Consider the following 14922-nt stretch of genomic DNA (forward strand, 5'->3'; position numbering starts at 1 on the left):
TCCGGCCTGAGCCGCCGGACAGACCCCGGAATCCCGCGCCCTAGCGGCCGTGGCGGCCACCCGACATCGCGCGTCGTCGGACCGAGGCGAACAGCGCCGCGGCACCGAGCGCAAGGGCGGTCGACCCGCCGATCGCGATGTACGACGTGGAGGAGTCGCCGCCCGTCTCGGCGAGGTTCTGCGAGGAACCGTCCGCCTTCGGTTCGTTCGCCGTGTCCGTGCCGGCCGCCGCGGCGCTCGTGGTGCTCGCGGCCGTCGTCGGCTCCGCCGACGTACTGGCGTCATCGTCACCGTGACCGTGGTGCTCGACGGTCGACTTGTCGGCACCGTCCTCGATCTGCTCCTCGGAGGGCGCGGAGGCGGTCGGGGCGGGGGAGGAGCTGCCTCCCGTACCACCGCTGCCTGCGTTGCCGCTTCCGCCGAAGGCCACGTCCGAGCAGGAGTAGAACGCCTCCGGGCTGTCCGAGCGCTGCCAGATCGCGTACAGGAGCTGCTTGCCCGAGCGCTCCGGGAGCGTGCCGGAGAAGGTGTAGAAGCCGCCCGAGGCGACCGGGTCGGTGGCCGTCGCGACCGGGTGCTCGAGGTCCAGGTCGTCCCAGGCGAGCGGCTGGGACGGGTCGTAACCCGCCTTGGTGATGTACACCTTGAACGTGCCCTTGTGCGGGGCGGTCACCCGGTACTTGAAGGTGTACGAGCCGCTGCTCACGCCGGTCGCCGGCCAGTCGGCGCGCGCCAGGTCGAGCCCCTTGAACTCGTCGTTGTTCGCGCTGCACAGTTTGCCGTCCGGTATCAGCGCCTGGTGCTGCCCGTTCGCGTCGCCGATCCGGATCCCGTTCCAGTCGTAGAGCGCCTGGGTGCCACCCGCCGCGACGGCCGCCTTGCAGGCGTCCGACTTGGGGCTCTCGGGGCCCTCCGCATAACACTGGGACACCCGGCTGACCGGGTCACCCATCGTGCCGTGCGCGGACGCGGGCGCGGCGCCCAGCGCGGTCAGGGCGAGGGGGGCGATGCCGACGGCGACGGTGGCGGCCTTGCGGCGAGCAGACATGGGGGAACTCCTTGAAACGGTCCTTCGGGCATGCGGCGAACCCGTGGGGGGCGATCAGCAAGCTAGCCCCAAGAAACCGTGGAATCGCCTGCTGGAGGCGGGTGATGGAGATCCTTATGGCGCCGTTAAGGCGGGGCTAACTGGGGGCTCAGGAAGGGCGCTTGGGGAGCTCTGTCCCACCTGCGGGCGAGCGGCGGAACCGTCCGTGGCAGTCCGCTCTTGTCCGCGGTGAGACGCCTCGGTTGGCTCTCTGAATGGCTCCCGGCGGGGCTGCTGAGGGCGAGCAGCGGGCTCGCTTCCGTCCAGGTCGGGGACCATGGAGTGTGCCCAACGACCATGTGGGACCCCTCCCCGTGAGAGCGCCGATGCCCCTGGCCTGGGGGAGCTGTTTGGGGTGTGTGACCCCCTCTGCACGGCACGCCCCTCATGCGTGGGCAACAAGGCCAGGTGAGTCCCGCTGTCGTTGATGTCGCACGTGGATGTCAGCTGTCCATCAGATCCGGGTAGGGGCAGAGTTCCCGCGGGGCGGCTGGACGGTCGGCCCAGGCGGGCCTGCGCTGCGAGTCGCGCGGCCTGCTCGCCGTGGAGGAGGGGACGCAGGGCCTCGCACTCCTGGGCACGGTTCTGGTCGGCCAGCCGTGGCCGCCATCGTTTCCACACCGTGAGGGCTCGTCGGCCGTCGGTGGTGACCAGGACGGGGCGGCGCTCCCCGGCACTAACCGAGGCCCGCTCCGGGGGCGGCCGGGGGTGTGACCGCGGCCTGCTGCATTGGCATCACCGACGTCACCGGGTCGGGGGACTGCGCCGCCGGCTGCCGGGCCGGACATCCCGGATAAGTGTGACCATCACACTGAGGTGACATGGCGACTCCGAGCCGTCACCGCACCTGGCAGGAGGACCAATCGATGAACATCACTCTGAAGCGCCTGCTCGGCGTTACCGCGGCGGTGGCCACGGGCGCGACGGCCCTGCTCGGCACCGGCGCCGGCGCCGCCGGCGCCGCCGACAGCGCGCACTGCGACCGCGCCGAACAGGACATGTGGAGCGAAGGGCCCAGCCGCAACGTGACCGGCCACCGCTGCAGCATCCCGACCGACAAGAGCCGCTGGTACATCGTCGAGATCGACACCCTCGAACAGACCCATTACAAGGGGGACACTCTGGACGAAGGGGTCGACCGGACCGAGACCCTGCACAACAGAACCATCAGGTGCCTGGGCTATACCTCCAGCGACGGCACGGTGAACTGGTTCGGATGCCCACCCGCCTGACGCACCCGCCTAAGGCTCCCGTGCAGACGCCCCTGCCCCTCGGCCTGGCCGGACCTTCCCGAACGCCGTCGTGCGCAGTCGCCGGCAGTCACTTCGACAACTGGCCTGCGTATGCCGCTGCGACTGGCTCCGAGACAGGGAACGACGGACGCGGCGGCCTCAGCCAATGGCGCGGTTGTGGTGCGGCACCCGCCGACCGATCCAGACGACAAAGAACCCCCGAAGAGGACCCCGCCGGCACGTAGTGGCACGCCTGTGGCACGGCGCCTGAAACGCCGAAGGGCCGGCCTGGGAGGCAACCCCTCCTGAGCCGGCCCTTCTCTTTGTGCCCCGGCAGGATTCGAACCTGCGACACCCGCTTCAGGAGTTTTCCGTGGGCGGGCTGTGAACTGCGGAAACGTCGTCCATGAGGTGTCTGGCCCGGGAAAACGTTCTTCCGGTTGAGCCCTTTCCTTTAGAAGAGCCGCGCCCTTCTTCGAAGGTTTCCGGTCACGGCTGTGCAAACGTCACCAGTCGAGATCTTTGTACGCCTCCGCCGCCGGCACGCCGACGTCTGAGAAGACGTCCAACGCCCGCTGCCTCATGGGGCCGGCGGCAGCGTCCTTGCTCTTGTGGAGGGCGCGGCTGAGGACGACGAGGGTACGGGCTTCGCCGAGGCGGTGGCCGGTCTGACGGTGTATCGCCAGTGCCTCCCGGCCGAGTGCGACGGCTCTGACATACGTCGCCTCGGACTCCGCTATACCGCACATGACGGTCAGGGCCTGACCCTCCACCACGCGGAACCCGTGATCGCGCGCCAGGTTCAGCGCCTGCTCGGCATGGCTGCGGGCCTGGTCGTGCAGGCCCAGCTGCTGCTGGGTGAGGGAGAGCCCCAGGATGCTGTCCGCCTCGGCGCGTCTGAATCTCGCCTCGCGGGCCAGGGTGAGAGCCTGCCCGTCAACCCGGACCGACTCGTCGAAATGTGCGAGCTTTCGGTGAGCGTCGGCGACCGTGTTGAGGATGCCGGCCTGAATCCAGCGCCGTCCCACGTCCTTGACCATGGCAAAGGCACGCTCAGCCTGTATCAGCGCCTCGTCGTGGCGGCCGAGCTCGATATTGATCTTCGCGACGGCGTCCAGCATCATCGCGCGGCCATGGCGGTATCCGCTCCTCTCGTCAGCGGTCACCTCGGGGCCGAGGACGTCGAGGCCGTCAGCCAGACGTCCGAGTTCCCAGTACACCCAGCCCAGATTCTGCAGAGCCAGGCTGTCGTCGTTCCAGCCGATCTCCTCGTTTCGCCTGATGGCCAGTTCGAGGTGATCAGCAGCCTCGCGCAGCCGGCCCAGATCCCGGCAGGTCCAACCGAGGAAGACCAACCCCAACGCTTCCATGTGACGATTTCCGGCTGCACGGATGATCCGCATGCCGGTGGTGAGATGCTCGTGCGCACGGTCGAGGCGCGCCATGCTCCATTCCACGAAGCCTGTGCCGCCGAGAGCCACTGCCTCGCCTGTCGCCCAACCGAGCTCCCGACTGATGTCCAGTACGCGTGCGTGATGATCCATCGCCTGCCTTGCGTGCCCCCGGTCCCACCGGGCCATTCCGAGGTTGCTGTGCATGGCTGCCTGGCCGAACAGGTCGCCTTCGGCCGTGGCCGCGTCCAGCGCCGTCTGCGCGGTGGCCTGCCACGTCGCCCGCGGCAGATGGAGCCAGAAGTAGCCGAGCAGTGCGTTGGTCAGGTGCCAGGCGACGAGGCGGGGACCGTGGCGGCCGGCATGGTTGATGACGGCGAGCAGATTCGCCCGCTCCGCCTCCAGCCACTGTTCGGCTCCGGCGGCGGTTGGCATGCCCGGCCGGCCGCCCTCGGGGACGAGGTCGGGGGGCAGCTCCGGGAAGAACCAGGTTCCCGAGGCGGCGCGAGCGGCGTGCACGTACCAGATCAGGACGCGTCGCAACGCGGCGTCACGATCTGCCGCCGTTTCTTCCACCTGCGCACGCTCCTGCGCGTACTCGCGAAGGAGATCGTGGAACCGGTATCGGCCCACCGTCGCCGGCTCGATCAGGTGGGCGGCGGCCAGGGTGCTGAGCAGGCGTCGGGCCGGCTGCAGTGGTACGTCCAGGAGGGCTGCCGCGACTTCGGCGGTGAGGTGCGGTCCGGGGAAGAGGCCGAGCAGGCGGAACAGCCGGCGCGCGGCTGGCGCCAGAACCGCGTGCGACGCGGAAAAGGCCGTACGCAAGGGGGAGCTGTCGTCACCGTCCGGCTCCAGCGCCTCAAGCCGGTTGCCCTTGGACATCTCGGTGACCAGATCGGCCAGGCGCAAGCCTGGATCGCCCGCCAGCCGGGCGGCGGCCACGCGCAGAGCCAGCGGCAGGCTGCCGCACAGCCGGATCAACTCGTCAGCCGCGGCTGGTTCCGCGGACAGCCGGTCCGCGCCGAGTATCTGGCTCAGCAGTGCGCGGGCCTCGGCCGGCAGGAGAAGGTCCAACGGCATGGAGTGTGCCCCGTCGCGGGCCACGAGATCGCCGAGCCGGTTGCGACTGGTGACGACGACGCAGCAGGACGGGCTGCCTGGGAGCAGCGGACGGACCTGCTCCGCCGAGGCTGCGTTGTCCAGCAGGACGAGCAGGCGTCGGTCGGCGAGCAGCGTCCGGTACACGCGTGCCTGCGCGTCGTCGTTCGTGGAGATCTCTGATGCCGCGAGCCCCAGGCTGCGCAGCAGGAGCTCAAGGGCTTCGCCGGGCTTGAGCGGCTGCCGGTCGTGGTCGAATCCGTGCAGGTTCACATACAGCTGACCGTCCGGGAAGCGCTCACGCACCTGGTGTGCCCAGTGCACCGCCAGAGCGGTCTTGCCGATGCCGGCGGCGCCGCCGATGGCGGAGATGACCACGGTGTTCGCCGGTCCCCGGCCCTGCTCGGGCGGAAGCAGCGCGTGCAGCCTGGCGAGTTCGTCGGTGCGGCCGGCGAACCCCGCGGCGTCGTGCGGCAGTTCGGCCGGAGAGGGCGGAGCGCTGTCGCGTGGCGGGTGAGCGGATCGCTGCGGTGACCCTGGTCGCATCGGCGCGGCCGCTGCCGGATCATTACGAAGGGTGATCTTGGAGAGCGTTTGCGCGGGGGGATCCGCCGGACCGAGGAGGCAGGTGTCGTCCTGGCGCAGCACCGCCTCGTGCACCCGGCGGAGCTCCTCACGGGGATCGACTCCGAGTTCGTCACGCAGGCGTACGCGCATGTCCTCGTAGGCGTTCAGCGCTTCGGCCTGACGTTCGCAGCCGTACAGAGCCCGCATACGCAAGGCCAACAGCGACTCGTCATACGGATCGGACGCGGACAGCGCGGCGAGGTCGTCCAGGGCATCGGTGAACCGGCCGAGCAGGACCAGAGACTCGAGCCTCTCCAGCCGGAGTGTTCGCCGGCGCTCCAGCATCCGCTCCCGCTCGGCCTGCGCGAACGGTCCCGGCAGGTTGGCCAAGGGCTCGCCCTGGAACAGCGCGAGCGCTGCGGACAACTGGTCCGTCGCGGTGGCCAGGTCGCCGGACGCCTTGGTGCGCAGCGCCTCATCGCCCCACTCGGTCAGGTCCGCCACATCGAGCCGGACGTCGTCGGCGGCGAAGCGGTACCAGCCCTTGCCGCTGCGGATCACCGACTCCGTATGCCGGGTGCCTTCGGCGTCGAGTGTCCTGCGCAGCGGGTTGACATGACTGGCCAGCACCTTGTGGCCGGATGCGGGTGGCTCCGACCCCCACACCCCGTCGAGCAGCTGTTCATGGCTCACCACGGCCCCCTGACGGAGCAGCAACGCGGCCAGCACGGCTTGCCGCTTAACAGGCCCCAGATCCAGCGGTGTTGCGCCCCGCCGAGCCTGTAACGGCCCGAGCACGTCGATCCGAAGCTGCTGAGGAGTTCCCCCGTCCACTGCGTAGCCCCCGCTCCTCCACATCATCGGAATTTCACCAGCATTGCAGCACCCCCGGCCATGGTGACGGACACGACATCGCACAACCCGCACAACTGAGGGGAGGTCCCAGTGACCGACGTGGAGTTGGTGGCCACCGCGTTGGCCACACGGGCGGCGGCCGGACTCACGGACACTGCGCGCGGAGTCGTCCACGGCCTCTACGCCGGGCTGAGCGAGGCGGTCCGCCGACGGCTGGGCGGGGGTGGCGCCAACAGCGGGGAAGGCGGCAACGGCGTGGGCGGCGGCTACGGCGTACGGGTGCTGGACGCGTACGAAACGGACCCCGACCTGTGGTGGAACCGGCTGCTCCAGGTCCTGACGGGCTCCAGAGCGGAGACGGACAAGGAGATCCTCGCGGCGGCCCGCGCCGTATTCCGCGCGCAGCGCCGGACGGGGCACATCACCGTGGACGCCCGCGGCGCTCAAGGGGTGCTGGTCGGCGACGGCAACACACGGCACAACGCGTTCGGCTGACGATGCAGTGGACGACTCTCTTGGCCACGCTGTTGGGCGCGGGTGTCGCAAGGGGGACCTCGCTGTTGGTGGAGGCGCGCAAGGACCATCGCGAGCTGCTGCTGGAGTCACGCAAGCACAAACGCGCCGTCACGTCCGAGTGGCGGAAGCCCCGGCGTGACCTGTACGCGGGCTTTCTCGCTGTGCTGACCCAGGCCCGCAGCGAGTTGAGACTCCTGAGCGAGAACACCGAGATGTCCGAGGCGGAGCGTACCCAGATGGTTCGACGGGCATTTGCGCGGAGAGCTGCTGTGTTCTTGCCGGTGGCCTGCTGTTTCTCTGTCCGGGCAGCTCGCCACCGGCCAGGTCACCGGGGCGTGCAAGCCCGGCACCGGGGCCAAGGGTTCCGCGCCTTCCTCAAGCAGGTCACCCGCGCGCCTACCCCGAAGGCGAGCTGCACCTGGTGATGGACAACGACGCTGCCCCCAAGCACCCGAACTACTTCAAACGCGGGGACTGGCGAGCTCGGGCCCTCACGGACGAACATGGAACGCATGAGTGACCAAACCGCACGATGGAGCCGGGCAACCATCTACCCCGACATGTGGGTTGACCCGGATGACGACCCCCGCGACAGCGAAGGAGTCAGTCCGGACGGCGAGCTTGCGACGCTGCAGGACTTCCTGACGAACTACCGCACGACCCTGCGGATGAAGTGCGAGGGTCTGGATGCGGAGCAACTGGCCCGGCGGTCGGTTCCGCCGTCGACGATGTCGCTGCTCGGCCTGCTTCGGCACCTCGTCGAGGTGGAACGGGACTGGCGCAACTGGATCAGCGACGGTGATCCGCTGCCGAAGCTGTACGGCGAGCGTGACGCGGACTTCGACGGAGCTGTCGCCGAGCAGGCCGAGGTCGACGCTGCGTACTCCGCTCTGGCGCGCGAGCAGGCCGCGACCGACGCCGCGCTGGCCGAGCACCCGGATCTGAGCGAGCGTCTGGGGAAGGACGGGATCGCAGTTCGGGAGCTGATGGTGCACAGGATCGAGGAGTATGCCCGTCACTGCGGGCACGCCGACCTGTTGCGCGAGTGCATCGACGGAAGGGTGGGCCAGTAACGAGGGCCGGGGTTACATCCGCCGCCGCAGGCGCATGCAGCAGCAGACATCGCAGATCTCGAACGCTCCACGCTCGGCCAGTGCGATGAGCCGCAGCAAGGGCAGCGGTACGGCCCGTCGTGGGTGCTCCCGTCAAGGGAGTGCTGAGACTGCGATCAGGTAGGTAGCGTTCGCGGCATGACAGACGAGGAAATCCGGTCGGCCGTCGCCGACGACGTGCCGGTCGTGAAGGCCTTGATCGACGCGGCGTTCCATCCCTACATCGCGCGCATCGGGCTGGTTCCGGCGCCCATGGAGGCGGATCACGCGGCGAACGTGGCCGCGGGGCAGGTGTTCGTGACGGGCGAGCCGGTGACGGGGCTCGTGGTGGTCGAGGAGCGCGAGGATCACCTGTACCTCGACATCATCGCCGTCCACCCCGACGCCCACGGCAAGGGCATCGGGCGCCGGCTGCTGCACTTCGTGGACGCACGCGCGCGTGAGCTCGGACTGCCCGAGATCAGGCTTCTGACGAACGCGCTGATGTGGGAGAACCAGAAGATCTACCCGAGGTACGGGTACGAGGTGGTCGAGCGGCGCGTCGACGGTCCGTACGACCGGATCCACTATCGCAAGCGGCTGGTCTGACGGTTCCGGTTCTGGTCTTGGTCCTGGTGGTGGTCGCGGCGGCTCAGCCGTCCGGCCACCACGTTCGTGCGATGTCCTTTCGGACCTCCGGGCGCTCGGCCGGACGCTCGTCGGCCTCGTCCCGCACACGGCGGGAGTCCGACTTCCTCAGGGGCTTCTGCACGGTCACACGGCGCATGGCTGCCTCCTTGTGCCTACCGGATTCCGCTGTGTACGGAGGTAGACCCTTTCCGGGAGAGTTCCTCATCGGTCGGGATCTGTCTGTGGCGGCTGTCACGAATCGACTGTCAGTGGCGGGTGTCACCCTGGGGCGCATGGCGAGTAACAGTGACATGAATCCGGGAGCGGGCGTCGACTGGGACGCGGAGTCCGTCACGTTCGACGAGGAGCCGGACCACGGCCTGCGCGACTCCGTCGTAAGGGAGGCCTGGGCGGCCCGGCTGCGGGCGTGGCTGCCCGAGCGCCCGGCCGACGTCCTCGACGCGGGCTGCGGCACCGGCAGCCTGTCACTGCTCGCGTCCGAGAGAGGTCACCGGGTCACCGGGGTCGACCGCTCGCCGCGCATGGTCGACCTCGCGCGCGCGAAGCTGGCCGGCCGTGACGCGGTGTTTCTCGTCGGTGACGCGGTGGCACCGCCCATCGGTGAGCAGCGGTTCGACGTGCTGCTGTGCCGCCATGTGCTGTGGGCGCTGCCGGACCCCGAGCGCGTCCTGCGCCACTGGCGCGGACTGCTCCGCCCGGGAGGGCGACTCGTCCTCGTCGAGGGCGTCTGGGGGACCGTGAGCCCGGTCGGCATACCGGCCGACCGGCTGACCGCCCTCCTCGACCCTCTGGTGACCCACCTCCGCGTGGAGCCGCTGTCGGACGACGCACGGCTGTGGGGCCGGGAAGTCGAGGACGAGCGCTACGCGGTGGTGGCCACCGTCGAGTGACGAGACGGGGGCCCTAGCCGGCTAGGCCAGTAGCGCCTCGAAGTCGCCGCCGCGGGCCAGTCGTTCGAGTTCGTCCAGGGCGTTCTCGGCGGCGGTCGCGGCCTCGGGGTCGGTGGTCGCCAGGCCGCTCGCCGCGAACTCGTCCTCGTCCAGGCGGAGTACGGTCCTGCCGTCGGCCGAGCGCCACAGGTCCAGGTCGAGATCCTCGACGACCAGCTCGCCGCCGGAGACGGTGGCCGGGCGGGTGATGTCGCAGTACCAGCCCTTCAGCACACCCTGGCTGTCGCGGACCTCCTTCACCGCGTACCACCGGTCCCGCCAGTAGTACTCGGTGAAGACATCGCCCTGTTCGAACCGGACGAAGCCGAAGTCGCGTACGCCGTCGCCCGCCCACGGCGCGCGTACGGTGATCCGCGTGCCGTCGTCGGCGAGCAGCTCGGCGGGGTAACTGATCTTCGTACGCCCGTACTTGACGAGGACGACCTCCAGTGAGGCCGGGGTGTCAGCCGAGGTCGCGGACATACTGCACCTCCGTCGCGCAGATCTCGTATCCGAACCACTTGTTGATCGCCAGCATCGGCCCGTTTCCGGAGTCGTTGCCCGTGAACGCCTCCGTGAAGCCGGCCGAGCGGGCGCGGTGCAGGGAGTCGTTCTTGGCGAGCTTGGCGAGGCCGCGGCCCCGGAAGGCACGCGCGGTTCCCGTCATCACCGTGCCATAGCGGGTGCCGCCGTCGGTGCGGGCCGCGCTGAACGCGGCGGGCCGGCCGTCGACCACGGCGACCGAGGTCAGCCCGGGGCTGAACAGGGGGTGGCGCCAGGTTTCCGTCAGCCAGGCCTCGTAGTCCGTGAACTCGCGGTCGACGTCGCTCGGTTCGTCCAGCAGCGTCTCCGCGTCCAGGTGGAACAGTGGTCGCGGATCGTCGGCGAAGTCCGCGGCGGTGCGCAGCTCCACGCCGGGCGGCGGGGACTGGAGCGGCGGCAGGGAGCCGTTCGCCAGGTCCAGGCGGAGGAAGTGCGCGGAGCGGCCGGCGCGGTAGCCGTGCCTCTCCGCGAAGGCACGGTTCCCGGGCTCGTCCAGGACCCAGGCGTGCAGCCTGGTCGCGCCGAGGGCGGCAAGGCGTTCCTCGGCGGCGCGCACCAGCAGCGCGCCCGCACCGCGTCCCGTCCGCTCGGGGTGCACATAGACGTTGACGTTCGCCTGGCCGGGCTCCGGGCTGTCGTATACGAAGCCCACTTGTGCGGTGCCGACGAGCTCGCCGTCCCGCTCGGCCAGCAGCGGCTGGTAGTGGGAGTCGGGGTGGGCGTGCTCCAGGTCGTAGGCGATGGACTCGGGGGTGAAGAGCATGAACGGGAGGGCCAGGTGACGGATGCGGGCGAAGGCCTCGGCGTCCGCCCGGTCTCCGCGGCGCAGTTCGCGAACGATCACGGTCATGGAGTCGCACGCTACGCGTGGGTCGTGTGCGGATGCCTCTCATTTTCCGGTGGGTACGGGACAATCGCTGCGTGACCCTGAAGATCCACATCGATGAGGGGGCCGCGCCGTACGAGCAGGTGCGCGCCCAGATTTCCGAGCAGGCCCGGTCCGGTGCGCTGCCGGTCGGCTACAAGCTGCCCACGGTGCGCGGCCTCGCCGAGTCGCTCGGCCTCGCGGCCAACACCGTCGCCAAGGCGTACCGGGCCCTGGAGGCGGACGGGGTGATCGAGACGCGGGGGCGCAACGGAACGTTCGTGGCCGCGGCCGGCGACGCCGCGTCACGCGAGGCCGCGACCGCCGCGCAGGCCTACGCCGACCGGGCGCGCCGCCTCGGCCTCACGGAGTCGGCCGCGCTCGACGCCGTACGGGATGCCCTGCGGGCGGCTTACGGGGGATAGGAGCGGGTCGCCGCCGCGGCTGGGCCGACTTCGGCACCGCCGGGTACGCCGCCGTGCCGGAGCGGAGCGCCGGAGCGCCGTCGAGGCGGGACGAGACGGGAAGAGGCGGAAAGAAGAGTCGCGGTGAGTAGACGGGCCGCGTCACCTCACGACGCCGGCATGTGGCCCGGCGTGCGGGTCACCGTCAGGCCCGCTGCCCTCGCCGCCCGGGCGAACGTCACCGCGTCCTGGACGGCCGCCGCGTGCGGATCGTTGTTGAAGTACACGTACACGTCGTGGTCGTCCGGCCAGGTGTCCGCGATGCGCTGTATCCAGGTCGTCAGGGACTGCCGGCCGTAATGCGGCCACCGCAGGGCGCGGCCCTGGTGGAAGCGGACGTAGCCCCAGTCGGTGGTCCGCCACAGGGGGGTCACCGGGCGGGACAGCACGTCGGCCCAGCAGAGGGCGGCGCCCCGTGACTCCATCACCTCGCGCACCTCGGGCGTCCACCAGGAGTCGTGGCGCGGTTCGACCGCGATCCGCGTGCCGGACGGGAACTGGGCGAGACAGTCGTCGAGGAGCGCGGGGTCGGCGCGCAGCGTGGGCGGGAGCTGGAGCAGGACCGGGCCGAGCCGGTCGCCCAGGCCGGCCGCGTGCGTCATCAGGCGGTGCACCGGCTCCGCCGGGTCCCGCAGCCGCTTGATGTGGGTCAGATAGCGGCTCGCCTTGACGGCGACGACGAAGTCCGCGGGAGTGCGCTCCCGCCAGCCCTCGAAGTTCTGCCGCGACGGCAGCCGGTAGAAGGCGTTGTTGAGCTCGACCGTCGCGAACCGCGCCGCGTATTCCTCCAGCCAGAGCCGCAGGGGCAGCCGGTCCGGGTAGAGGACACCGCGCCAGTCCTTGTACTGCCACCCCGACGTGCCGACGTACAGGGTCATACCTCCATCAAAGCACCGGAGGCGGGCAGACGCGGGGCCACAGATCGGATGCGGAGCTACAGATACAGCCCCGCGTCCGCGCCCTCGCGCTGGTCCGGTACCGACGTAGGAGTCGTCCCCCGGCGCAGCGCGTACAGCTCCGCCAAGGTCGCGCCCTCGCGCGAGACGCCCTCCTCCGTGCCCAGCCAGCTCACCGCCTCGCGGCGGGTCAGCGGGCCGACCTCGATGCGGGCGAGACAGCGGCCGGGGCGGACAACGGCCGGATGGAGGCGCTCCAGGTCCTCGTTGGTGGTGACGCCCACCAGCACATTGCGGCCCTGACCCAGCAGGCCGTCCGTGAGGTTGAGCAGGCGCGAGAGCGCCTGACCCGCGGTGTGCTTGGCCTCACCGCGGATCAGCTCGTCGCAGTCCTCCAGGAGGAGCAGCCGCCAGCGGCCCTTCCCCGTGCCGTCCTCCTCGCCGATCGCGATGTCCATGAGATAGCCGACGTCCGAGAAGAGCCGCTCGGGGTCCAGGACGCAGTCGACCTGGCACCAGTCGCGCCAGGAGCGGGCGAGCGTGCGCAGCGCGGAGGTCTTGCCGGTGCCGGGCGGCCCGTGCAACAGCAGCAGCCGGCCCGCGATGTCCTCCGGCGTCGTCTTCATCAGACGGTCCATCGCGTCCGCCACCGGCGCCGTGTAGTTGGCGCGGACCTCTTCCCACGTACCCGCCGAGATCTGCCGCGTCGTACGGTGCGGGCCCCGGCGCGGCGACACGTACCAGAACCCCATCGTCACGTTCTCCGGCTGCGGCTCCGGCTCGTCCGCCGCGCCGTCCGTCGCCTGGTTCAGTACCTTCTCGGCCAGCTCCTCGCTGGTCGCGGTCACGGTGACGTCGGCGCCGCGGTTCCAGCGCGACACCAGGAGGGTCCAGCCGTCGCCCTCGGCGAGGGTCGAGCTGCGGTCGTCGTCGCGGGCGGAGCGCAGCACGCGTGCGCCCGGCGGGAGCAGGGTCGCCCCGGACCGTACGCGGTCGATGTTCGCCGCGTGCGAGTGCGGCTGCTCGCCCGTCGCGAAGCGGCCGAGGAACAGCGCGTCGACGACGTCCGACGGCGAGTCGCTGTCGTCGACGTTGAGCCGGATCGGCAGAGCGTCGTGTGGGTTCGCAGACATGCCGCCATGATCCGTCACGTGGGCGCGCCGTGCACCCGGTTTCCGCGGTGCGTCCCGTGTGTCGGCTGTCGTCCACCGCATCCGGTGTATCCCCTCCGTCCTGTTACAGGGCTGTGGTGATACGGGATCTGTCCTACGGCCGATCCCCGCCGTTACTGTTGCCCATGATGGGACGTCATGGGTGGAATTCGGGGGCACGACGGTGGCGGCTCACCGCGCTGCTCGGCGTCGGTGTGGCTGCTCTGGCCCTGGTCGTGACCCTGCTCAACACCCTGCCGGGAGACGGCGGGAGCATCGCGGGCACGACCCGCGACGGGGACAAGGTGCATGGTACACCGGTCACCCCGCCCGAAACGCCGCGGCCGGAGGTGGGCTGGGGCTTCACCCATACCCAGTTCAGCGCCGACGAGGGCGCCGCCGCCGCCACCGAGCGCGTCGAGGGGCTGCTGGAGAAGCAGTCGCTGCCGCAGAACCAGCACATCATGGGCTGGGGTGCGGGCAACCCCGAGCCGTCCAAGGGGCGTTACGACTTCGCCGAGATGGACCGCCGCATCGACTTCATCCGCAAGTCCGGCGGCACCCCGGTCGTCACCCTGTGCTGCTCCCCGGACTGGATGAAGGGCGGCAAGTCCGGCGTCACCGACTGGAGCCAGGCCGCCCTGGAGACCGCCCCGGACCGCGCCCACTACAAGGACTTCGCCGCGCTCGCCGCGACCGTCGCCAAGCGCTATCCGGACGTACGGCACTTCATCGTCTGGAACGAGTTCAAGGGCTTCTGGAACGACAGCAAGGCCCGCTGGGACTACGAGGGCTACACCGAGCTCTACAACCTGGTCTACAAGGCGCTGAAGAAGGTCAACGAGGACATCATGGTGGGCGGCCCCTACCTGGTCATGGACAGCTTCGACCCGCGCCAGACGGACAACGCGTCCACCACCGTGAAGGGCACCTGGGGTGCCATGGACCAGCGCGTCCTCGACGCCTTCGACTACTGGAACAAGAACAAGGTGGGCGCCGACTTCGTCGTCGTGGACGGCTCCAGCTACACCAACGACGACGAGATGCTGCCCAACGAGTTCGCGGCCACCGACAAGCTCACGGCCGTCGGTGAGTGGGTGCGCGAACAGACGCACGGCCTGCCGCTGTGGTGGGCCGAGTACTACGTCGAACCGGCCGACGGCAACGACGACCGCAAGGGCTGGTCCGAGATCCACCGCGCCGCCGTGCAGGCCGCCGGAATGATCGCGATGGTCAAGGGCGGCGCCTCCTCGGGCTTCTACTGGAACCCGGAGGAGGAGAAGGGCTCCGACTGCGCGGGCTGCCTGTGGACGCCGACCGACGGCGCCGACGGCGGGAAACCACTCCCCATCCACGACCTGGTGTCCCGCTTCGGCAAGGAGTTCCCGCCCGGGACCAAGTACGAGACCGTGTCCGTCGCCGCCGACGACGTGCCCAACGTCCGCGTGCTCGCCACCGACAAGGTCGCCCTAGTGATCAACGCCCTGGACCGCTCGATCAGCGCCCAGGTGGACGGCAAGCGGTTCGAGATGCGGGCGTACGAGGTGAAGTGGCTCACCCGGTAGGTCCGGTGAGCCACTTCGGCG

The 14922-nt window shown here is 70.1% G+C and carries 14 protein-coding genes; 7 read left to right on the forward strand and 7 right to left on the reverse strand.

Annotation, left to right across the window (positions count from 1 at the left end):
* Positions 1-40 precede the first annotated feature (40 nt).
* Positions 41-1048, reverse strand: coding sequence for a lytic polysaccharide monooxygenase auxiliary activity family 9 protein (locus ACZ4RZ_RS14040; protein WP_467744467.1), 1008 nt, complete (start codon positions 1046-1048; stop codon positions 41-43).
* 905 nt (positions 1049-1953) lie between these two features.
* Between ACZ4RZ_RS14040 and ACZ4RZ_RS14045 the strand changes: the two genes are divergently transcribed.
* Entirely contained in the window at positions 1954-2319 is a 366-nt protein-coding gene (locus tag ACZ4RZ_RS14045; RefSeq protein WP_467744469.1) for a hypothetical protein, read from the forward strand.
* Positions 2320-2825: 506 nt separating this feature from the next.
* On the opposite strand, the gene ACZ4RZ_RS14050 is transcribed toward ACZ4RZ_RS14045, so the two are convergent.
* Positions 2826-6236 carry an AfsR/SARP family transcriptional regulator gene (locus ACZ4RZ_RS14050; protein ID WP_467744471.1) on the reverse strand — a complete coding sequence of 1137 codons (3411 nt, stop codon included), beginning with the start codon at positions 6234-6236 and terminating at the stop codon, positions 2826-2828.
* A gap of 84 nt (positions 6237-6320) precedes the next feature.
* Here ACZ4RZ_RS14050 and ACZ4RZ_RS14055 point away from each other — a divergent pair, with 84 nt between their 5' ends.
* The 3 genes from ACZ4RZ_RS14055 (at position 6321) to ACZ4RZ_RS14065 (ending at position 8446) form a co-directional block, all read left to right on the forward strand.
* Entirely contained in the window at positions 6321-6725 is a 405-nt protein-coding gene (locus ACZ4RZ_RS14055; protein ID WP_467744472.1) for a hypothetical protein, read from the forward strand.
* A 533-nt stretch (positions 6726-7258) separates the two neighbouring features.
* A complete protein-coding gene (locus ACZ4RZ_RS14060; protein WP_467744473.1) occupies positions 7259-7819 on the forward strand; it encodes a DinB family protein in 561 nt (186 codons plus the stop codon).
* Between the two features lie 177 nt (positions 7820-7996).
* Positions 7997-8446: a GNAT family N-acetyltransferase gene (locus tag ACZ4RZ_RS14065; protein WP_467744475.1), complete on the forward strand. Its 450-nt coding sequence runs from the start codon at positions 7997-7999 to the stop codon at positions 8444-8446.
* A 43-nt stretch (positions 8447-8489) separates the two neighbouring features.
* Here the strand turns inward: ACZ4RZ_RS14065 and ACZ4RZ_RS14070 are convergent, their stop codons facing one another.
* The gene (locus ACZ4RZ_RS14070) at positions 8490-8624 is read right to left on the reverse strand and encodes a hypothetical protein (protein ID WP_356140129.1); all 135 of its coding nucleotides are present in this window, start codon (positions 8622-8624) and stop codon (positions 8490-8492) included.
* Positions 8625-8760: 136 nt separating this feature from the next.
* On the opposite strand from ACZ4RZ_RS14070, the gene ACZ4RZ_RS14075 reads away from it, so the two are divergent.
* Positions 8761-9378, forward strand: coding sequence for a class I SAM-dependent methyltransferase (locus tag ACZ4RZ_RS14075; RefSeq protein WP_467744476.1), 618 nt, complete (start codon positions 8761-8763; stop codon positions 9376-9378).
* 21 nt (positions 9379-9399) lie between these two features.
* On the opposite strand, the gene ACZ4RZ_RS14080 is transcribed toward ACZ4RZ_RS14075, so the two are convergent.
* Entirely contained in the window at positions 9400-9900 is a 501-nt protein-coding gene (locus ACZ4RZ_RS14080) for a ribonuclease FAU-1 family protein (RefSeq protein ID WP_467744478.1), read from the reverse strand.
* Positions 9881-10810: a GNAT family N-acetyltransferase gene (locus ACZ4RZ_RS14085; protein ID WP_467744480.1), complete on the reverse strand. Its 930-nt coding sequence runs from the start codon at positions 10808-10810 to the stop codon at positions 9881-9883. Before ACZ4RZ_RS14085 ends, ACZ4RZ_RS14080 begins: the two co-directional genes overlap by 20 nt.
* A gap of 71 nt (positions 10811-10881) precedes the next feature.
* Between ACZ4RZ_RS14085 and ACZ4RZ_RS14090 the strand changes: the two genes are divergently transcribed.
* On the forward strand, positions 10882-11250 hold the full coding sequence (locus ACZ4RZ_RS14090) for a GntR family transcriptional regulator (RefSeq protein WP_467744482.1): 369 nt from the start codon (positions 10882-10884) through the stop codon (positions 11248-11250).
* A gap of 146 nt (positions 11251-11396) precedes the next feature.
* Here ACZ4RZ_RS14090 and ACZ4RZ_RS14095 read toward each other — a convergent pair whose 3' ends face one another.
* Positions 11397-12167 (reverse strand): DUF72 domain-containing protein, encoded by a 771-nt coding sequence (locus tag ACZ4RZ_RS14095; protein WP_467744484.1) that lies wholly within the window; start codon positions 12165-12167, stop codon positions 11397-11399.
* 56 nt (positions 12168-12223) lie between these two features.
* Complete coding sequence (locus ACZ4RZ_RS14100) at positions 12224-13318, reverse strand: DUF5925 domain-containing protein (RefSeq protein ID WP_467744485.1); 1095 nt, start codon at positions 13316-13318, stop codon at positions 12224-12226.
* A 167-nt stretch (positions 13319-13485) separates the two neighbouring features.
* On the opposite strand from ACZ4RZ_RS14100, the gene ACZ4RZ_RS14105 reads away from it, so the two are divergent.
* Positions 13486-14901 carry a GH39 family glycosyl hydrolase gene (locus ACZ4RZ_RS14105; RefSeq protein WP_467745053.1) on the forward strand — a complete coding sequence of 472 codons (1416 nt, stop codon included), beginning with the start codon at positions 13486-13488 and terminating at the stop codon, positions 14899-14901.
* Positions 14902-14922 lie beyond the last annotated feature (21 nt).

This window comes from Streptomyces sp. NPDC027189, assembly GCF_055566975.1.